This window comes from Paraburkholderia sp. 2C (assembly GCF_054589215.1).
The window spans coordinates 12,350-31,065 of sequence record NZ_BAAILL010000071.1; the positions used below are offsets into that span (position 1 = coordinate 12,350).

An 18,716-nucleotide genomic window follows, 5' to 3' on the forward strand; every position below is an offset into this window, starting at 1 on the left:
TGCCTGTGCTCCTGACAACTGCGGAAAATCCTATAACACGGCCTGTGGCCGAATAATCAATGTATACCCTAAAGTAGTCCGACTATTGGGATGTAGCGCCTCCACGGCGCTATGCCGTTTAGCTTCCCTGATAGATGTCGCACGACAATCCGACTGTGCAGCGGGCGCCGTTCCTGCCTCGTCCGCTGCCGCTCGATCCGCCGGGCTGCGGACCCGTCGCGTCGTTTTCATAGCGGTTCATGCGAGACGGGTCGGCATTCGGCTGCGACATCGTCGATGTCGCGCCTGGCGCCGCTTGCGGGTCGGCATTGGCCGGGGCCTGCCATGTCTGTGAAAAAGCGACACCGGAAATGGAAAATAGCGCGGTTGCCGCCAACACCGGAACATAAAGAGCTTTCATTTTCTTCACCTGAATTCGGAATGCAATCCGCCTTCATCCGATAAGGATGTCAAAACGAATTGCGTGAGTAAGAAAAACAGATACTGAAAGCGATTTGTATCGACCAGACTACTGCTTACCGATTGCAGGAAAAGAGTCCGCTCTCGGCAAAGCCCAAGATGCGCTCCGGAAGCGGCGGAGCGCGAAAGCACGATGAAAGACGGTGCGTGTGAGGCAGATACGCCACGCGTGGCCGGATTTCTATAATTAATGCACGCACCGGAGAGCCGATAATCAAGCTCTATTCGTGGAAGCCGATTGTTCTTTTTTAAGGTTATAGGCTCGTGCTGGTCGAAAATCCAGCCGCGCTTTTGAAAAACCGGAGATCCGGTTCAATCGTCTGGCGCGGTCGCAGCGATGGCGGCTACGCTTTTTCTTCGGCGAGAATTTGACGCAGCGCCTGCTCGAATGCTTCGACGGGCTGCCCGCCGGACACGAGATAGCGCCGGTTGAAAATGATCGCGGGCACCGAGCTGATACCCATTGCGTGCGTTTCCTGTTCGTCGGCGCGCACCGCGTCGGCATAGGCGTCGCTCTGCAGCACACGGCGCGCTTCCTGCGCATCGAGCCCGACCGATTGCGCGGCAGCAACCAGCACGTCGTGATCGCTCACATCGTTGCCGTTGCCGTGATAGGCCCGCATCAACGCTGTTTCGAGCGCGAGCTGTTTGCCCTCTTTTTCACCAGCCCATTGCAGCAGCCGGTGCGCGTCGAACGTGTTGTAGACGAACTCGCGCTCGCCGAACGCAAAGCCGACGCTTGCGCCGCGCTCGCGTATCACCGCCTGGGATTCGGCGATCTGCGCCGGCGTGCGGCCGTATTTGTTGCCCAGATATTCGACGATACCCTGACCTTCCGGGCCCATCTGCGGGTTCAACTCGAATGGGTGCATGACCCACTCGGCGCGCCCCGCTTCGCCGAGGTTCGCAAGCGCGCGTTGCAGCGAGGCAAGGCCGACCGCGCACCACGGGCACGCGATATCGGAGATGAAGTCGATTCGTAGCGGAGTCATCGTGATCCTGATGAAGACATCTGTTTCGGGCACCGCCCTTCACCTTTAAAGGCGGCGATCGCGAAACAGGTTAACGCGATTCGAAAAGTTCTGCTCTGCATACACACAATGCGCAAACCGTCGAATTCGGCGACACTCGAATTCATGCCGTTTGCCGACCACGCGAGCGCGGTTCATATGACGTATGACGGCATCGCATGGCGCATTCCGATATTTTAACGGTTACCGGTTACATGAAGACACGGAGGAACCGCAATGGGACTCTCATGGCAACAAGGCCCGCTCGCGTCCGGAGCGATCGGCCGCTTTCTCGTTCCCGACCCGCTGCCCAAACGCCTGCTCTATGCCGAGCCGCTGCGCCGCCGCATGCGCGTGCACTTCGGCGGCAAGTGGATTGCCGATAGCGAAAACGTCGTGCTGCTTTTCGAACCGGCGCGCTACCCGGTTGCGTACTTCCCGGAAAGCGATATTGCGACGGGCGTGCTCGAGCGCCTCGAACATACGACGCGTCACCAGGATCTCGGCGCGACCGCGTGGTTCGCGGTGCGCGCGGGCGAGCAGGTCGCACAGCGCGGTGCGTGGCAGCATACAGGCTTACCGGAGCATGCGGACGTGCTCGACAACCGCGTGGCATTCGCGTGGCGCATGATGGACGCGTTCTATGAGGAAGACGAACGGATCGTCGGCCATGCAGCGGACCCGTATCACCGCATCGATATTCGCGAGACGTCGCGTCACCTCGTGGTCCGTCATCACGACCGCGTGATTGCCGATACCAAGCGGCCGCTCGCGCTCTACGAATCGGGCTTTGCGCCGCGCTGGTATGTGCCGCGCGACGATATCGACCTGTCCGCGCTCACCAGCGTCGAGACGAAAACGTTCTGCCCGTACAAGGGCGTTTGCAGCTACTACGACATCGACGACGCGCGCCTTGCCGCGTGGACGTATCCGGAGACTTACCCGGAAGTGAGCCGTGTGGCGAACTACGTGTCGTTCGAGCCCGACATCGTCAGCGTGCATATCGACGGCAAGGCGCTTCATCTCGAGCCGGGGCAAACGGTGATTCCACACGGCGTCGATCGCGAGCTCACGGTGCACGAAGTGCAATTGCGCGAGCGGCCGTCGGCATAAGTCATCACAGCGCTCAAGCATCGTTGCGGAGGGGAAACATGGGTCGACTACTATCGGTCAACGTTGGATTGCCGCGCAATATCGAATGGAAAGGCCGCACCGTGTACACCGGCATCTGGAAAGATCCGGTGCAGGGCCGCTGCCGCGCGAGCCGCCTCAATCTCGCCGGCGACGGTCAAGGCGATACGGCCGGGCATGGCGGCGAGCAGCGCGCGGTGTTCGTCTACCAGATCGAATCGTATCGCCACTGGCAGCAGCAGTTGCATCGCAGCGACTTCACGTACGGGCAGTTCGGCGAAAACTTCACGATCGAAGGGCTGCCCGATTCCGAGGTCTGCATCGGCGACCGCTACCGGATCGGCGACGCGGTGTTCGAAGTCACACAGCCGCGCGTAACCTGCTATCGCGTCGGTATCCGGACCAACGAACCGCGCATGCCGGCGTTGCTGACGTCGAGCGGCCGGCCCGGGTTCTATCTGCGCGTGCTGCAGGAAGGCGAGGTCGGCGCCGGCGACGAAATCGTCAAGGTCGGCGGGGCCGACGAGCGGATGACGGTCGCCGAAATCAACGCCCTGCTCTATTCGCCGCATCATCCGCGCGACAAACTCGAGCGCGCGTTGCGAATCAAGGCGCTCTCGCCCGGCTGGCGCTGGTCTTTCGATGCGCTGCTGCGCGAGCAGACCAGCGGTGCGCAGGACGGCCCGACCGGCGGCAACGCGGGGCTCGCACCGGCCGCCGCGTCGCATCCGGTTGCGCCGGGCTTTCGCTCGCTCAAAGTGGCCGCGCTCGAAGAGGCGTCCGCGGACGTGCTGTCGATCACGCTGGAAAGCGGCGACGGTGAGCCGCTGCCGATGGCGCTGCCCGGACAATATGTCGTGCTGCATTTGCCGCGTGCCGACGGCGGTTCGCCGTTCTTTCGCAGCTACTCGCTCTCGGGCGCGCTTTCGACGCAGCGCTATCGGATCAGCGTGAAGCTCGAACCGAACGGTGCAGGCGGAACGTATCTGCACCGGCAGGTGCACGTCGGCGACAGGCTCGATGTGAGCGCACCGCGAGGGAGCTTTGTGCTGCAGCCCGGTGACGGCCCCGTCGTGCTGCTCAGCGCCGGTATCGGCGCAACGCCGGTGCTGGCGATGCTGCACGCGCTGTCGGCGGCGGGCTCGACTCGCCACGTGTGGTGGCTGCATGGCGCGCGCGATGGGCGTCACCATGCATTCGCCGACGAAGCGCGACGTCTGGCTCGCGCACTCGCGCATGGCAACAGCTACGTCTGTTATAGCAAGCCCGATCCGAGCGACCAGCCCGGCCAACATTTCGATGCGGTGGGCCGCCTGTCGCGCGCGGTTTTCGATCAGGCCGGCGTCGAACGCAATGCGGATTTCTATCTGTGCGGGCCGGCTCGCTTCATGGCGGAGATGAAGGACACGCTCGCCGCGATGAACGTCGCACCCGAGCGCATTCATGCGGAAATTTTCAACGGCGGCGAATCGCTGACGCCGGGCATCGTCGGCGCGCAGGCGCGTGCGCCGCATCCGCCCGGAGACGATGCGAAGACCGGCGCGTTGGTTTCGTTTGCACGCAGCGGCATTGCCGCGCACTGGAATGCGGCCGTGTATCCGAGCATTCTCGAGCTGGCTGAAGCGTGCGATGTGCCGGTCCGATGGTCGTGCCGGACCGGCGTATGCCATAACTGCGAGAGCGGCCTGGTGTCGGGAAACGTCGCGTACGGGCCGGAGCCGCTCGACAAGCCCGCGGACGGCAACGTGCTCATCTGCTGCTCGCAGCCCGTCGGCGACGTTGTGATCGACCTTTAAGACGGCCTATAGGCGGACCTATAAGGCGGACCTATAAGCCGGATCTACAGGCGCCGATCAGAACGTGTGACGCAGCCCCAGCGTCACCGCAACCTGATTCGGCGTCGTCGACGCCGCCGGCAAGCCGCTGATGATCGCGCCGAGCGGCAGGCCGTCCTGCGCGATGTGCTGGTACTCGGTCTGCACATAGACCTGCGTGCGGACCGAGAACAGGTACGCCGCCTGGACATTGACCTGATCCCAGTGCGGACGCGCCGCGTCGACGCTGCCGTCGGTATGCACATAGCCGACCGCGATCGTCCACGGCGAGCCGAGCGTATAGCGTCCGTTCACTTCGTAGTTGTTAAAGCGCACGCTGCCGCCATTCAGGCCGAAGCCGCCCGATACGCCCGACTCTCCCGCCGAAATGCCCAGCGCGTTGTTGAGCAGCGTCGTCGTATAGACGAAGTCTGTCGTGAACGGGCCAAACGAGTATTTCAGGCCGGCGCCCCAGATTCTTTGCCGGCCGGCAAAGAACGTGGCATCGCCATTGAGCGCGCCACTCGTGTTCGAAATCGCAGCGGTGGTCAGGTTCTGGTTGATCTGCAGATAGGCCGCCGCGACCGACACGCCTTTGAACGCGTACGATGCGCCGAAGCTGTATGCGCGATTGTTGGCGAAATCTCCCGCATCGTTCGAGAACCCATACAACGCGCCCGCCTGGAAGCCGCGGTAATTCGGACTTTGAAACTTGACCGAGTTGTTGACGCGAAAGTCGTTGTCGAGATTGTCGTTATCGAACGGGTGCGCAAAGAAAGTGCCGCCGTATTGCGTGCCCGTCAAGGCGAGCGGGCCGAGGTAGTCGACGACGCTATCGTATTGACGGCCTAACGTGACCGTGCCGAACTGCGACGATGCCAGCCCGACATACGCTTGCCGTCCAAACAGACGGCCGCCCTGACGCAGGGTGCCATTGCCCGCGTTGAAGCCGTTTTCGAGCCGGAAGATCGCCTGGAGACCGCCACCGAGATCTTCATTGCCGCGCAATCCAAAGCGGCTTGTGTTGATCGCGCCATCGGTTTCCTGCCAGGTACTATGTCCTGCCTGGTTATTCGTATAAGTGATTCCTTCGTCAATGATGCCGTACAACGTGACACTGCTTTGGCCATACGCGTGACCTGCAAACGCACCGGTCACCGCAAGAGCGGCCGTCATCTTCTTCATCTTGTCTCCAAAGCGCGAAATAAAATGTCAGGCATGCGCGTCCTATGCGACCCCGCGGACGCGACATGTCGTGAACAGGCTGTAGGGGGATTTCAAGGATCAATAGGCGCGTTGAAAACATCGACAGTTCAACACTGCGATGAGGTAACGCGCTTCTTGACCGCAAACATAGAGCGGAGCGTTGCATGCGGGTTCCGCGTGTCAGGCGCGCTTCCCGCCTCTGTAAGCGAGGGAAACCTGACCGTCCCGATCGAAGCGAAGCGGCAGAGGCTTGATTTTCTTGAACTAGTCCTGCTTCTTTGTCTCAGGTGTTCAAGATCGGAATAGCGATGGCTTTCAACGGGAACATCGCTTTAATAGCCATGCCTGCGCATTGCGATGAACGCGTAATGTTGATCGGCTGCGCCTTTCGTGTTTTCAACGGGACCATGCGCCGATTGCGAATGAAAAGAAAACGTAGGCAAAGCCGGCCGCAGTGAATGCTTGCGCTCCCGATGATCCGTGCGTGCGCTCACACCGGTCGCGTCAATCCGCCCAGGTGCGACTTCACCTGATCGACCCGTCACCGATAAACTTCGGCATCCGTATAAAAGATCAGATACGTTGCACCGACACCCCGCCGATACGCTGCCGACTTTCCACCGATTCCGACTTTCCGCCGATTCTCCGTATTAGGCAGGATGCCTGAAATGAAGCGCCCCTCTCGCGATGGTGAGTCGGCGCACATACACGGCACGCGGCTCCATTATTTTTCTGTACGGACGCACGCGCACTACCGGTTAAAATTCGGCATTTGGCTTTCTGCTTCTTTTCAGACGAATGAGCATGCCCGCCGCATGGAGCGCCGATGCCGGCCCCAACCGGCCCGCGACGATACGGAACTCCGGAATAGTGAAACCGATTGACCAACAGAAAGGCGCCCTACACGCAGTCGCCGGCGGCCCGCAGGAAGCCGTTGCAATGCGGCCCGACGCGCCGCGTCGCGCGTTGAGCGCCATGGGCCGGCGTATCGCGCTCGCCGTCGCCTCCATCGCCTGCGTAACCGGCCTGTGCGCCGTGACGTCGGGCACGGCACTCGCCGCTCAGGATTGCCACGCGGAAATCCCCGCCGCCCAGTTTTCGGGCTCGGGCGAGTATCGCTTTCTCGGCTTGCATCTGTACGATGCGCAGCTATGGAGCGCGCGTCTACCGGTCAGCTTCGATAACCGTTTCGCGCTGCAACTGACGTACACCACGTCCGCAACGCGCGAACGCCTCGCCACGCTCGGCCTGAATGAAATGAAGCGCCTTGCGCCGACACCGTTGCCCGATTCGCTCATCGCGCGCTGGCGCGACGACATGCTGAAGGCGTTCGTCGATGTCGCACCGGGCGACTGGCTGTGCGGCGTGTTTTTGCCGGGGACCGGCGTACGCTTCTTTGCGAATGGCGCACCGACGGCGACGATCGAAGACCCTGAATTCGCGCGCGCGTTCTTCAATATCTGGTTCGATCCGCAAACACGCGCGAAATCGCTACGAACAAAGCTGCTTGGCGGCGGCCAGGCAGGCAGCTAGGCGCATAACGCTACCCAGTCGTTCAGGCGCGCGGCGCCGTGGCGAGCCGCGTACCCGCAAACGGGTCCTTGCTCCAGTCGACAGCCGGGCGGCGTTGCGCAGCCGGCTTTTCCGATCCGATTACGGCAAAGTGCTGCAACGATTGCCCAGCGCTCGTCGCTTGCTGCAGCCATTGCGGCATGCTGCCCTTGCCGTCCCACGTGTCGCCGAATGCGCTGCGATAGCGCACCGACTTCTGGCGCAGCTGGTCTTCCTTGAGCGCGGCCGCAATGTCGGCCGCCTTCAGCCCCACCTTGGCCATACGGCGGCGCAGATAGGCAATCATGCTTTCGCGTTTACGTTCATCCATTTTTCGTGACCTCCAGATGTCTTTCTGATCGACTCGTCGCGCCGTCTTGAGAGGCGCTTGTGCGGTGAGCAAAGTATCGCTATCCGCAATGGCCGCGTCGAGTTGCGTTCGCCGAAAACACTGTTGCAGCCGGCACATCAGTCGCAACCGGCACATCAGTCGGCGCCGGCGCCAGCATGCATCCCGGCTTCGCGCACACCGCGGCATCAGTGAATATGGAACCTGCCGCTGATGCCGACGCTAACCGGCGGCCCGTAGTAATAGCCTGGCGCATAGCCATAATAAGCCGGCGCAGGGTATCCATAGCCATAACCGTAGCCCGGCGGCGCAATGACGCAGCCGCACAGGCCGCTGATCAGAGTGAAAGCAATAAGGAGGCGTGTCATCGGCTTGTCCCGCCAATTGAAATAGACGCTTCAAGTCTAGTGCCGGGCCCTCATTGCCAGGTTTCGCCTGCACTTACAGGTGTTACCTGGTGTGACCGGTGAAACGCTGCCCGGCCTGCCGCCGCCGGATGCTGCTTCGCAACAAAGCCCTGTTCCGGCAATGACATGCATGCGCCGCGCGAACGGTCCGCTCGAATTCGCTTTCACTCAAGTTTCAGGAAAAGTCTGCCGTTAGTAATAAACGTTGAATGCACGCAGACCAATAAGCGGCTCGCCAGGCGCACCGAATCGAACCGCACTCAAAGAGCTTTCCAACGTATTTCATTCTTCAATCGATGGACTTACATCCGTCGCTGGCCCGACGCTCGACCTGAGCGGGCTCGAGCAGGTCGATTCGAGCGCGATCGCATCGACCGATTTTCGCGCCAGCGTGCCTGTCGGCCGCGATATGCAAACCGTCGACTTTCACGCCGACAGCGAGGTGCGCAAGCTGAGCTGCCGCGCGCTGGATAGCGCGCAGCTTCGCTCCCGGTTCGACTCGCCGACGCCGGTCGAACGCGCGCAAGCGACGTTGCAGGCCGTCGAATCGAGTGCGGCGCAGCCGGAGTATCGAGTGCCGGCCGAAGCCGCGTTCAGGCCTCGACCGTGGCCGACGCGCGCGCCGGCAACACGAGCGTGGCGATCAGGCCGCTTTGACCGTCGCGCCGGTTCTCGAGCGAAACGGAACCGCCGTGCTTCGCCACCACCGACTTCACGATCGATAACCCGAGGCCGCTGCCTTCGACCGTTTCGGAGTTCAACCGGAAAAAGCGGTCGAAGACGCGGCCCAGCGCGTCCTCCGGAATGCCGGGGCCTGTGTCGGTGACACGCACGATGGCGCCCGACTGATCTTCGAATACGTCGATATCCACGCTTCCGCCGGCGGGCGTATAGCGCAGCGCGTTTTCGACGAGATTGCGCACGGCCATGCGCAATTCGCCCGCGTGCGCCCGCACATGTGCCGCTTCGAAGCGCTTGACGCCAAGATCGATCGAGCGCGAATCCGCAACCGGCAGCAGGTCCGCGACGAGCGCCTGAACCATCTGACGCACGTCGACCTTATCCGATGCCGCGCCGGGATCGGGTTGCGCGTCCGCGCGCGCGAGTTCGAGCAGTTGCCGGATCATTGTCGCCGTGCGCACAATCGCTTCGCGCAGTTCGCGCAGACGTTCGCCGCGCGCGTTCGTATCGGACGCATTTTCAAGGTTATCGATGCGCAATTGCAAAGCCGCGATCGGCGTGCGCAGTTCGTGCGCGGCATCGGCAATAAAACGCTTCTCGCCGTCGATGCCGACCTGCAGACGCCCGATCATGCGGTTGATCGAATCGGCGAACGGACGCACTTCGTCGGGCACATGCGACACGTCGAGCGGCGTCAGATGGCTAATACCGACCGCTTCCGCATCCGAGCTCGCGCGTCCGAGCGAAGCGAACGCGGCGTTGACGACAAGCGGAATCGCAATCCAGACGAGCACGATCAGGCAAACGGTCGGCACGAGGCTTTCGATTGCCGCGCGTTCCGCAGTCTGCTCGCGATACGACACGGGTTGGCCGACCTGATAGGTCAAGCCGTCCGCGTCCTTTCTGAGCGTATAGATGCGATAGCGATGGCCGTTGATCCGTGCGGCCGAGTAACCGGCGGGGGCGTTGCGATTGAATGTGACTTCGGGGTCCGTATTGTCGGTCGGCGTCGCGCGCCCTGCTTCCCAGATTTGCCCGACGAAGCCGTCGATCGAATGCTGCGGCGGGCCGTTCGTGCCGATCGTGCCCACCCTGCCGGCCGCGAGCCAGACGGCCGCACCCTGCAGATGCACGTCGAGCAGTTCGTCGATATGCCGCATCGACAGCCAGTACGTGATGCACGCGTCGACCACGCCGACTGCGGCGAACAGCACGACCAATGTTCCGATAATTCGGCTCTTGAGCGATTTCATGCCGCACGGCTCCGCTGACGATATCGACCGCTAGCGACGCGGCCAGACGATCTTCCATACATTGTCCGATTCCTCGACTACATAATCGCCGCCCGTAAAGCGCCCGGCCGCCGCATCGTCGACAAAGCGCCGGAAAATCACACTCATGTCGACGATCACGCTCGCCACGACGTTGCGATAGCGGTACGACGCATCCGTCATCCAGCCGATCGCCTTGACGTGCCGGCAAGACGAAGCAGCCGCGATGACCGTGTCGTTCGCGTCGGCGACGACGATATCGGCGCCCGCGCGAATCTGGTGTTCGGTCAATTCCCGCGTGCGCTGGCGGTCACCCCAATCGCCGGTCCAGTCGATCAGCACTTTCGCATCGGGCGCCGCATCGAGCACGGTTTGCCTGAACCGGTTTGCCTCGACGCCATCGACCGATTCGACGCCGCCCACGAAACCGACGATCTTCGTCGTGGACCTGCTCGCGGCGACCTGGCCCGCGAGCGCGCCGCCTAGCGGCCGGCAGTCGACGCAATAGTTGATGACGTTAGGCCCGCGCGCCGAGCCGGCCACCGTCGCGAAAAATGCGCCCGGATAACGTGCGGCCGCGGCCGTGGTCGCCGCGCTCAGTTCCGAGCCCGCCAGAATGAAACCGCGCGCGCCGGCCGCATGGCGCGCGCCGATCGTCGCGAGTATCTGCTGTTCGCCGAGGCTGTCTGCATCGCGCACGACCTCGATACGATAGCCCTCGCGCCGCAACGCCGCGTATCCACGATAAGCGGCCTCACTAAAGCTGAGATCGTCCCCGCCGGACGGAATAAAGAGCACGGTGCTAAAGCCATGCGCCGCTTTGCCTTCCGCTGCGCCGTTGGAAGACTCCGCCGCGCCCATCGCGCCCATCGCGCCGAACGCGGCGAGACCGATCAGTGCATGCGTGAAGCACCGGCGCGAGACGCGCTGCCCCGGCTGGCCGTCGCCGATGCGCTTTGGATAGCCGGCGATCATGTCTTAGCCTCCGCTTTAGCCCAACGGCTTAACGCCGATCAACCATCCATGCAGAAAGAACGCAAAGATCACCCATGCAATCGCGCCGGCTACCACGGCCTTCACATCGCTCGACAGCGTGCCCTTGGGATATTCGATCCGTGCGGCGCGATCGCGCCGCCGGGCAGCCGCGAAATCGACGATCGCCCAGACCAGAAACGCGCCGAACAGGACAAGCGCGTTGAGTGTTCCGTTCGCGACCAGATGCGCGAACGCCCACAGCGCGACGCCGATGACCATCGGGTGCTTGAGCGCCGATTTGAAGTGATTGCCCGGCATATGCGCGGCCGGAAAGAGGATAAATGCGATCAGCGTGAGCAGCGCGGCGAGGTGCGGCGCCCATACCGGCGGCGACCAGAGCACCGTCGGCTCGCGCCGCGCGATAGCGTAACCCCAGATAATGAGCACGAGTCCGACAATGGACGCGATCGAATACGCGGATTTCCAGCGCTTTTCACCCATCTGGGCGATGCGCGCCTCGCGCCAGTCTTCGGCGAAGATCCGCACCGAATGCGCACCAAGGAATATCAGCAACCCCAGGATCAAAACCGTCATCGCAGGCTCCATGTGTCGAATGCCGATAAATCGCCGCGATTGTCTCGCATGATCGCAGTTATGCCAATACGCCCGCTAGCGGCTCGTTCATTGCCCTATCTGCCCTGTCTGCTTCGTTGCTGTAGCTGCGCTTCGATGGCTGCCTTGTCGATAATCGACCATACCTGCACAATCTTCGCCGCCTGAAACTCGTAAAACACGTTCTCGCTAAAGGACACCCGTTTGCCGTGAACGGGCAGCCCGAGAAACATGCCCGCGGGCGCGCAATCGAACTGCAAGCGGCTTGCCACTAAGGGCGGTTCGGCAACGAGCAATTCAATCCTGAAGTGAAGATCGGGAATGTCGCGGAAGTCGCGCTCCAGCATCCGGCGGTAACCCGATAAGCCGATGCGCTGGCCCTTGTATTTCACGCCGTCATCGACGAACTGCGCCAGCGATGGCCAATCCTGTGCGTTCAGACAGGCAATGTAGCGGCGGTAAATGTCGGCAAGATCGATATCGGCCATGGCGTGCGCTCCTGTGTCGTCATGCAATCATGGACCCATTCCAAAAGCGGTTCATGGCTCTTGGACTCGAACCGCGCGGTTTGTAGACTGGCTTCGCACCCCCCTACCGGATACATGATGAAGATTCTGCATGTCAGTTGCAGCCCTCGCCGGTCTGCCTCCGAGAGCCATCGACTATCGCTGAAGATCATCGAGCGCCTGCTTCTGAAGCACCCGTCGGCGCACCTCATCTCCCGGCACCTCAGCGACGATGCCCTCTCGCACATCGACGAAGCTCTCGCGGTGTCGATGCATTCGCGCAGCGACCGGTCCCAGGAGGGCTCGGCCGCGCAGTCGAACACGCTGATTCACGAACTGGACCAGTCCGACATCGTCGTTATCGGCACGCCGATGCACAACTTCACCGTGCCCTCTGCGCTAAAGGCATGGATCGATCACGTGGTGCGGGTTCGCCACACCTTCAATGTGACGCCGCAAGGGAAAGTCGGCACGCTGCGCGACCGGCCGGTGTTTGTCGCCATCTCTTCAGGTGGCCGGTATTCGGGCGACCACGCGCGTCAACCGGATTTTCTGACGCCGTATCTCAAGGCCGTTTTCGGCATCATCGGCCTCCACAATGTGACCTTCTTCTCCCTCGAGGGAACCACGATGAGCGAAGCAGTGGTCGCCGAAGCAAGGTGCAAGGCGCATGAGGCCATCGAAGCGTATTTCTCGACGTACCGCGTGCGCCAGCCCGTCGCGGAGCCCGCCGGCGCCGCTGCGGCGCCGCGACATCGCGTAGAAAGTCTTAAAACCGAAGGATGCTGACGATCCGAAGCCAAGCGAACGCGCCCAACATCGCGTGAGATCAGCTCGCGTTGGCCGCGGCGCTATTCGCTTTAGCCGCGGCGGCAGGCGTGGGACGAAATGCCACGCCAAGCCGGTTGAACGCATTCATCAATCCGATTGCGTAGGTCAGGTCAGCGAGTTCCTTGTCGTTGAACTCGGCCGCGGCGGCGTTGTAGTCGGCATCGGGAACGCCGGTTTCGACCACCCGTGTGACGGTTTCCGACCACGCGAGCGCGGCGCGTTCGCGCGCCGTGAACACGTTGCCCGCTTCACGCCAGACCGGCACCAGCACGAGCTTATCGACTTCGAGACCCGCCTTAAGCAGATCGCGCGAATGCATGTCGATGCAAAACGCGCAGCCGTTGATTTGCGAAACGCGCAGGTAAACGAGGTTGATCAGGCTCTTGGGCAAGCCGCATTTCTGCAGCGTGACGTGTACATTCCCAAACGCCTCGTAGCCTGCGGGCGATGCATTTGCGTAGTCGATCCGGTTGCTCATGGTGGTCCTCAAATGTAATAGCGAAGGACTTCGATGATGCAAGTTCATGGCCTGGCCGGGAAGAACCATGATCGTGCTTTGGCACCAGGCCATGATTGTCCGGGGTGTCAACGGTTCGCGGCTAGAGCAGCTTCAGGATGCGCGCCGCCAGTTGCTCCGCGGTCTGGGCCGAATCGATATTCGTAAAGCCGACCAGCAGGGCGGACATTGCATCGCTGCCCATCGTCCAGTCCGTCAGCGCCGAGGCAAACAGGCCCTCTTCCTCCATGCGCGCGGCGAGACGGCGATCCGAACGCCGGCCGTTCAGGCGCAGGACCAGATGCATTCCGCCGGGCTGCGCTTCGATCTGCATATGTTTGCCGAGCACGCCGGCAAGCCCCGCCGCCGCGGCTTCGCGTCGCTCCGCATAGAGCTTGCGCATCCGTTGAATATGGCGCGCGAAGTGTCCTTCCTTGATAAAGGCGGTGACGATCGCCTGCGTGAGGTTGGGACCGCCGCCCGAGAACGTGTAGAGGGTCTGCTCGAAGCGTTCGACCTGTGCGTCCGGCACGACGAGATACGCGAGCCGCAGGCTTGGAAAAAGCACCTTGCTGAAGGTGCCCGCATAAAGCACCCGGCCGTCGCGGTCGAGGCTTTTTAGCGCAGGCAAAGGACGGCTCACATAGCGGTACTCGCCGTCGTAGTCGTCTTCGATAATCCACGCATTGTTGTGCGTTGCCCAGTCGAGCAGCGCAACGCGCCTCGGCAACGATAACGACACGCAAAGCGGGCTTTGATGCGCGGGCGTGACGACCGCCGCGCGCGCCCGCGGCGCCGACTTAAGCGCCTCGGAAATGTCGATGCCCTCGTGGTCCACGCGCACGGGGACCGCTGCGAGATTCATCTTGCCGAACAGCGCGCGCGTAGGGGGATAGCCGGGGTTCTCGAGCCACACCTTGTCGCCTCGCTTCAACAGCGCATACGTGATCAGCTCGAGCGTATGCCGGTAGCCCGAGGTGATGAAAACCTGCGAGGGCGTGCAGTTGATGCCGCGCGACACCTGAAGATAGGCCGCGATCTCGGTGCGCAGTTCCTGCAGGCCGGCAGTGGACGGGTGGCCCATATCGGGTGCCTGCATCGCCCGCACGCTGCGTGCGGCCACGCGCGCCCAGATCTTGCGCGGAAACGCATCGAGGGCCGGCAGACCCATCTGGAACGGCAAAAGCCCATTGAAATGGGCACCGGGCGCGGACAGGTTGCCGCGAGACTCAGGCAGCACGCCTGAAGCCGGCATGCGTGGCTTGAGACCCGGCGTCACAATCGTGCCGGCCTGGCCGCGCGCGACGACATAGCCTTCCGCGGCCAGCAAGGAATAAGCGGCCTCGATCGTGCCTCTTGCCAGACCGAGCTCTTCGGTCAGCGCACGTGCCGATGGGATGCGATCGCCAGGCTTCAGAACACCGCTCGCGATTGCATGGCGAAACCGATCGTAAATCTGGCGATAGAACGGGGCGGCCTCCGCCGGATCCAACGGCGAAATGGGGCTGGCCTTGACGGCGGTCGTCGACGGGTTCATCTGGCGCGCGCATAGCAAACGATCCCGTCATATTGACCGACAGTTGCGGCTCATGCAAATCGGCTAAGGATCGATGCGCGCTCAAAGCACCTCGGTAAAGCCCATCGCGTGCGCGAGCAGCCCCTGGCGAAAGTAGAAACGCTGTGCGTGCGGCATATGCAGGCCCGTGTCGAGCACGAACTGGCGGCAGCCTTGTTCCCGCGCGTAGTCGCGCGCCGTGGAAAGCAGTTGCGCGCCGATCCCGTGGCTGCGGAAGTCGTGATGCACGACAAGGTCGTCGACAAACACGAAGTTTCCGTACATCAGGTTTTCCTGCCGCCGATAACCGATCGCCCCGATCGCGCGGCCCTTGCTCCACGCGGCGGAGAGGCGATAACCGCGCTCGCGCTGGCGCATCACCTGCCGGACAAACCCGTCGGCATCTTTCAGATGCGGACGCAGTTCGGCCATGACTTCATAGCAAGCCGCAATGTCCGCGGCCTGCTCGATGATTCGAATGTCGATTTCCTGGCTCATGAGAACTCCCTTGAAGCGGCCGTGTAGCGTGCTCCGTGCGACTAACCCGGACCGCCGCTGGTGACCTTGGTTAGTTTGGCAAACTGAATTGGCCTATTTTTCCGCAGCGCGGCGGTATGGCGAAAGGTCCAAGATCGGACTTGTTCTTTGGGCCAAGACGGGCGCGGCCGCGGGTCCGTAACGCCCCGCAAGTTGAGATCCGGAAAGGCCGCACGGAAGTCGGTCATGAACGCCTTGATGTCTTCACGACCGCAACCCCGTCGAACATCCTATTGCCTTGAGCACTGACGACACCTACATTGTTTAGAGATCGTCATTCAGCCGTTACGGAGGAATGCATGTGCCCGGTCATCGTCGACGTAACGGAGCAAGCGCGTTTGAACGAAGCACGCGAAGCGCAAGTGCCGTGGAAAAAGTGGGGGCCTTACCTGAGCGAACGTCAGTGGGGAACGGTCCGCGAAGACTATAGCGACAACGGCGATGCGTGGAATTACTTTACGCATGACCATGCGCGATCGCGCGCCTACCGATGGGGGGAAGACGGACTCGGCGGACTGTGCGACGACCACCAGCGCCTGTGCTTCGCACTCGCGTTATGGAACGGGCGGGATCCGATCCTGAAAGAGCGCCTGTTCGGCCTCACGAATAGCGAAGGCAATCACGGCGAGGACGTGAAGGAATATTACTTCTACGTCGACAGCACGCCCACGCACTCGTACATGAAATACCTGTACAAGTACCCGCAGCAGGCATACCCGTATCGGGATCTCGTCGAGACTAACCAGCGGCGCTCGCGCGACGAAATGGAGTACGAACTGCTCGACACCGGTATCTTCAACGACAACCGCTACTTCGACGTCTTCATCGAATACGCCAAGGACACGCCGGACGACGTGCTCGTGCGCATCACCGCCTATAATCGCGGCCCGCAAGCCGCGCCGGTGCATGTGTTGCCGACACTGTGGTTTCGCAATACGTGGTCGTGGGGTGAAGAAGACTACAAACCGACGCTGCATGAGGCGGGCACAGGCGTGATTCGCGCGGAGCATGCCGCGCTCGGTGAATACTGGCTCTATTGCGAGGGCGCAGCGGAATTGCTCTTCACCGAAAACGAGAGCAATGCAGAGCGTCTGTGGAATCAGCCGAATCCGTCGCCCTACGTGAAGGACGCATTTCATTCGTATGTCGTCTCCGGGCAACGCGACGCAGTGAATCCCGCCAGAACGGGAACCAAGGCCGCAGCGCTTTACATGCGCGAGGTGCCCGCCGGCGGCAGCGCCACCATCCGGTTGCGACTCACCGCAGCGCGCCCCGCCGATGCATTCCGCAGCTTCGACGCGACGTTCGACACGCGCATCGCGGAGGCGAACGAATTCTACGAACACATCACGCCGGCAACGCTCACCGACGATGAGCGGCGCGTCCATCGCCAGGCGCTCGCGGGCATGCTGTGGGGCAAGCAGTACTACTACTTCGATCTCGAGCTGTGGCTGCGCGAACACGGCAGCCACCCGCTGCTCGATCGCAACCGCGGCAACGTGCGCAATGCGGAGTGGTTTCATATGCTGAACGCCGACATCATTTCGATGCCGGACAAGTGGGAATACCCGTGGTATGCAGCCTGGGATCTCGCTTTTCATACGGTCGCGCTCGCGCTCGTCGACTTCGACTTCGCGAAAGACCAGTTGCTGATGATGCTACGCAGCCTGTACGTGCATCCGAACGGTCAGCTTCCCGCATACGAATGGAACTTCGGCGACGTGAATCCGCCCGTGCATGCCGCCGCAACGCTCTGGCTGTACAAGTACGAAAAACAGTTGGGACGCGCCGACCCGCGATTCCTCGAACGCTCGTTTCAGGGCTTGATGCTCAATTTCAACTGGTGGGTCAATCGCAAGGATCCGATGGGCCGCAATGTGTTTGCGGGCGGCTTTCTGGGTCTCGACAATATCGGCGTATTCGACCGCAGCGCGCCGCTGCCGAACGGCGGATCGCTCGAGCAGGCCGACGGCACGGCGTGGATGGCGTTCTACTGCCAGTGCATGCTCGAGATGGCGGTCAATCTGATCGAATACGACCCGATGTACGAAGAGGTCGCGTTCAAGTTCGTCCAGCATTTCATGTGGATTACCTATGCGATGGATCGCCGCGGCGAGCATCACGACGAGATGTGGGACGAGGAAGACGGCTTTTTCTACGACCTGCTGCGGCTGCCCGATGGACACACGATGCGTCTGAAGATCAGATCGCTGGTCGGCTTGCTGCCGCTGTGCGCATCGACGGTATTCGAGGCGCCATCCGTGGCGCGCTATCCGAAGCTGATGGAATTGATCCTGCAGTTTCGCCAGCGCTACCCGGAGCTGATCGAACAGGTCGCACCGACTGACGGCAGTTTCATCGGTTACAACGGGCGCAGGCTGCTGTCAGTGCTCAACAAGCGCAAACTCGAACGGGTACTCGGCTACATGCTCGACGAGAACGAATTCCTTGGGCCGCATGGAATCCGTTCGCTCTCCCAACATCACCTGAGGCATCCGTATTCGATCGACGTCGGCGGACATATCTACACGGTCGACTATCTGCCAGCCGAATCGAACACGGGCATGTTCGGTGGCAACTCGAACTGGCGCGGACCCGTGTGGATGCCGGTCAATCTGCTGATCGTGCGCGCGCTGATGAATCTGTACAGCTTCTACGGCAACGACTTCAGGGTTGAATGCCCGACCGGGTCCGGGCGCCAGATGACGCTATTCGAGGTGGCGCAGGAAATCGTTCGCCGCCTGACCTCGACCTTCCTGCGCGGCACGGACGGACGCCGCGCCGTCTATGGCGGTACCGAAAAATTCCAGAGCGACCCGCACTGGCGCGACCTCATTCTGTTCTACGAGTATTTTCACGGCGACAATGGCGCAGGCCTCGGCGCGAGCCACCAGACGGGGTGGACGGGCCTGGTCGCGCCGATGATCGATCTCTTCGGACGGATCGACGCACCGTTTGCGCTCGAGAATGACCGCATGCGCGTGATGACCCAGATGGGCAAAGCGCCCGTGAGCCCGGAACCGGCTCGCGCGGCGTAAGGCCTTTCACCCATGCGCGTACCCGTGCCGGGTCGGGCACTGCCCTAGCCTCGCCTCTTGCCGGCGATAAGGTCCGTATACGAACGGACGTTCGTCCCTGCCTTTCGCCTTTCAAAATCATTCCAAAAGACTCCTGCCTGGTTGTCGTAAGCGGCCCTTCTCCTCGGAAGTCACCTGAATTTGCCCGTAGCGCGCGATTTTTCGTCGCGTTCCGGACGCTTTCTTCGCATCACAAGCCATCTTTTCGCCTACATATTTTTACAGTTGCAAATGACAACGATTCGCAA

General features: G+C 61.8%; 17 protein-coding genes. 5 read left to right on the top strand and 12 right to left on the bottom strand.

Going from position 1 to position 18,716, the window contains the following annotated elements; all coding sequences use genetic code 11:
* Positions 1-118: 118 nt before the first annotated feature.
* The gene (locus ACYPXD_RS32315) at positions 119-400 is read right to left on the bottom strand and encodes a hypothetical protein (protein ID WP_459721855.1); all 282 of its coding nucleotides are present in this window, start codon (positions 398-400) and stop codon (positions 119-121) included.
* Between the two features lie 403 nt (positions 401-803).
* Positions 804-1,451, bottom strand: a complete 648-nt coding sequence (locus ACYPXD_RS32320; protein ID WP_459721859.1) for a DsbA family oxidoreductase — start codon at positions 1,449-1,451, stop codon at positions 804-806.
* Positions 1,452-1,706: 255 nt separating this feature from the next.
* Here ACYPXD_RS32320 and ACYPXD_RS32325 point away from each other — a divergent pair, with 255 nt between their 5' ends.
* Entirely contained in the window at positions 1,707-2,582 is an 876-nt protein-coding gene (locus ACYPXD_RS32325; protein WP_459721862.1) for a DUF427 domain-containing protein, read from the top strand.
* Between the two features lie 38 nt (positions 2,583-2,620).
* The gene (locus ACYPXD_RS32330) at positions 2,621-4,396 is read left to right on the top strand and encodes an MOSC domain-containing protein (protein ID WP_459721866.1); all 1,776 of its coding nucleotides are present in this window, start codon (positions 2,621-2,623) and stop codon (positions 4,394-4,396) included.
* Positions 4,397-4,453: 57 nt separating this feature from the next.
* Here ACYPXD_RS32330 and ACYPXD_RS32335 read toward each other — a convergent pair whose 3' ends face one another.
* Positions 4,454-5,599: a porin gene (locus ACYPXD_RS32335; RefSeq protein WP_459721871.1), complete on the bottom strand. Its 1,146-nt coding sequence runs from the start codon at positions 5,597-5,599 to the stop codon at positions 4,454-4,456.
* An 891-nt stretch (positions 5,600-6,490) separates the two neighbouring features.
* Here ACYPXD_RS32335 and ACYPXD_RS32340 point away from each other — a divergent pair.
* Complete coding sequence (locus tag ACYPXD_RS32340) at positions 6,491-7,153, top strand: chalcone isomerase family protein (protein WP_459721874.1); 663 nt, start codon at positions 6,491-6,493, stop codon at positions 7,151-7,153.
* 22 nt (positions 7,154-7,175) lie between these two features.
* Here the strand turns inward: ACYPXD_RS32340 and ACYPXD_RS32345 are convergent, their stop codons facing one another.
* From ACYPXD_RS32345 to ACYPXD_RS32370, 6 genes are all read right to left on the bottom strand, one after another.
* Entirely contained in the window at positions 7,176-7,502 is a 327-nt protein-coding gene (locus ACYPXD_RS32345) for an H-NS family nucleoid-associated regulatory protein (protein WP_459721879.1), read from the bottom strand.
* Positions 7,503-7,708: 206 nt separating this feature from the next.
* Positions 7,709-7,888 (bottom strand): hypothetical protein, encoded by a 180-nt coding sequence (locus ACYPXD_RS32350; RefSeq protein ID WP_459721882.1) that lies wholly within the window; start codon positions 7,886-7,888, stop codon positions 7,709-7,711.
* A gap of 632 nt (positions 7,889-8,520) precedes the next feature.
* Positions 8,521-9,861 carry a sensor histidine kinase gene (locus ACYPXD_RS32355; protein WP_459721885.1) on the bottom strand — a complete coding sequence of 447 codons (1,341 nt, stop codon included), beginning with the start codon at positions 9,859-9,861 and terminating at the stop codon, positions 8,521-8,523.
* A gap of 30 nt (positions 9,862-9,891) precedes the next feature.
* Positions 9,892-10,854: a BMP family ABC transporter substrate-binding protein gene (locus ACYPXD_RS32360; RefSeq protein ID WP_459721888.1), complete on the bottom strand. Its 963-nt coding sequence runs from the start codon at positions 10,852-10,854 to the stop codon at positions 9,892-9,894.
* Positions 10,855-10,869: 15 nt separating this feature from the next.
* Positions 10,870-11,448, bottom strand: a complete 579-nt coding sequence (locus ACYPXD_RS32365; RefSeq protein WP_459721891.1) for an NnrU family protein — start codon at positions 11,446-11,448, stop codon at positions 10,870-10,872.
* Between the two features lie 95 nt (positions 11,449-11,543).
* Complete coding sequence (locus tag ACYPXD_RS32370) at positions 11,544-11,954, bottom strand: ester cyclase (protein WP_459721894.1); 411 nt, start codon at positions 11,952-11,954, stop codon at positions 11,544-11,546.
* 117 nt (positions 11,955-12,071) lie between these two features.
* On the opposite strand from ACYPXD_RS32370, the gene ACYPXD_RS32375 reads away from it, so the two are divergent.
* Positions 12,072-12,761: an FMN-dependent NADH-azoreductase gene (locus ACYPXD_RS32375; protein ID WP_459721898.1), complete on the top strand. Its 690-nt coding sequence runs from the start codon at positions 12,072-12,074 to the stop codon at positions 12,759-12,761.
* Positions 12,762-12,801: 40 nt separating this feature from the next.
* Here ACYPXD_RS32375 and ACYPXD_RS32380 read toward each other — a convergent pair whose 3' ends face one another.
* From ACYPXD_RS32380 to ACYPXD_RS32390, 3 genes are all read right to left on the bottom strand, one after another.
* Entirely contained in the window at positions 12,802-13,281 is a 480-nt protein-coding gene (locus ACYPXD_RS32380; protein ID WP_459721901.1) for a carboxymuconolactone decarboxylase family protein, read from the bottom strand.
* A gap of 121 nt (positions 13,282-13,402) precedes the next feature.
* Entirely contained in the window at positions 13,403-14,836 is a 1,434-nt protein-coding gene (gene pdxR, locus ACYPXD_RS32385) for a MocR-like pyridoxine biosynthesis transcription factor PdxR (protein WP_459721903.1), read from the bottom strand.
* A gap of 81 nt (positions 14,837-14,917) precedes the next feature.
* Positions 14,918-15,352: a GNAT family N-acetyltransferase gene (locus ACYPXD_RS32390; protein WP_459721906.1), complete on the bottom strand. Its 435-nt coding sequence runs from the start codon at positions 15,350-15,352 to the stop codon at positions 14,918-14,920.
* A 338-nt stretch (positions 15,353-15,690) separates the two neighbouring features.
* Between ACYPXD_RS32390 and ACYPXD_RS32395 the strand changes: the two genes are divergently transcribed.
* Positions 15,691-18,429 carry an MGH1-like glycoside hydrolase domain-containing protein gene (locus ACYPXD_RS32395; RefSeq protein ID WP_459721910.1) on the top strand — a complete coding sequence of 913 codons (2,739 nt, stop codon included), beginning with the start codon at positions 15,691-15,693 and terminating at the stop codon, positions 18,427-18,429.
* Positions 18,430-18,716 lie beyond the last annotated feature (287 nt).

Excerpts from the sequence above, each read along its gene's own strand:
- ACYPXD_RS32315 (WP_459721855.1), bottom strand. The coding sequence starts at position 400 with ATGAAAGCTCTTTATGTTCCGGTGTTGGCGGCAACCGCGCTATTTTCC.
- ACYPXD_RS32320 (WP_459721859.1), bottom strand. The coding sequence starts at position 1,451 with ATGACTCCGCTACGAATCGACTTCATCTCCGATATCGCGTGCCCGTGG.
- ACYPXD_RS32325 (WP_459721862.1), top strand. The coding sequence starts at position 1,707 with ATGGGACTCTCATGGCAACAAGGCCCGCTCGCGTCCGGAGCGATCGGC.
- ACYPXD_RS32330 (WP_459721866.1), top strand. The coding sequence starts at position 2,621 with ATGGGTCGACTACTATCGGTCAACGTTGGATTGCCGCGCAATATCGAA.
- ACYPXD_RS32335 (WP_459721871.1), bottom strand. The coding sequence starts at position 5,599 with ATGAAGAAGATGACGGCCGCTCTTGCGGTGACCGGTGCGTTTGCAGGT.
- ACYPXD_RS32345 (WP_459721879.1), bottom strand. The coding sequence starts at position 7,502 with ATGGATGAACGTAAACGCGAAAGCATGATTGCCTATCTGCGCCGCCGT.
- ACYPXD_RS32350 (WP_459721882.1), bottom strand. The coding sequence starts at position 7,888 with ATGACACGCCTCCTTATTGCTTTCACTCTGATCAGCGGCCTGTGCGGC.
- ACYPXD_RS32355 (WP_459721885.1), bottom strand. The coding sequence starts at position 9,861 with ATGAAATCGCTCAAGAGCCGAATTATCGGAACATTGGTCGTGCTGTTC.
- ACYPXD_RS32360 (WP_459721888.1), bottom strand. The coding sequence starts at position 10,854 with ATGATCGCCGGCTATCCAAAGCGCATCGGCGACGGCCAGCCGGGGCAG.
- ACYPXD_RS32365 (WP_459721891.1), bottom strand. The coding sequence starts at position 11,448 with ATGACGGTTTTGATCCTGGGGTTGCTGATATTCCTTGGTGCGCATTCG.
- ACYPXD_RS32370 (WP_459721894.1), bottom strand. The coding sequence starts at position 11,954 with ATGGCCGATATCGATCTTGCCGACATTTACCGCCGCTACATTGCCTGT.
- ACYPXD_RS32375 (WP_459721898.1), top strand. The coding sequence starts at position 12,072 with ATGAAGATTCTGCATGTCAGTTGCAGCCCTCGCCGGTCTGCCTCCGAG.
- ACYPXD_RS32380 (WP_459721901.1), bottom strand. The coding sequence starts at position 13,281 with ATGAGCAACCGGATCGACTACGCAAATGCATCGCCCGCAGGCTACGAG.
- pdxR (WP_459721903.1), bottom strand. The coding sequence starts at position 14,836 with ATGAACCCGTCGACGACCGCCGTCAAGGCCAGCCCCATTTCGCCGTTG.
- ACYPXD_RS32390 (WP_459721906.1), bottom strand. The coding sequence starts at position 15,352 with ATGAGCCAGGAAATCGACATTCGAATCATCGAGCAGGCCGCGGACATT.
- ACYPXD_RS32395 (WP_459721910.1), top strand. The coding sequence starts at position 15,691 with ATGTGCCCGGTCATCGTCGACGTAACGGAGCAAGCGCGTTTGAACGAA.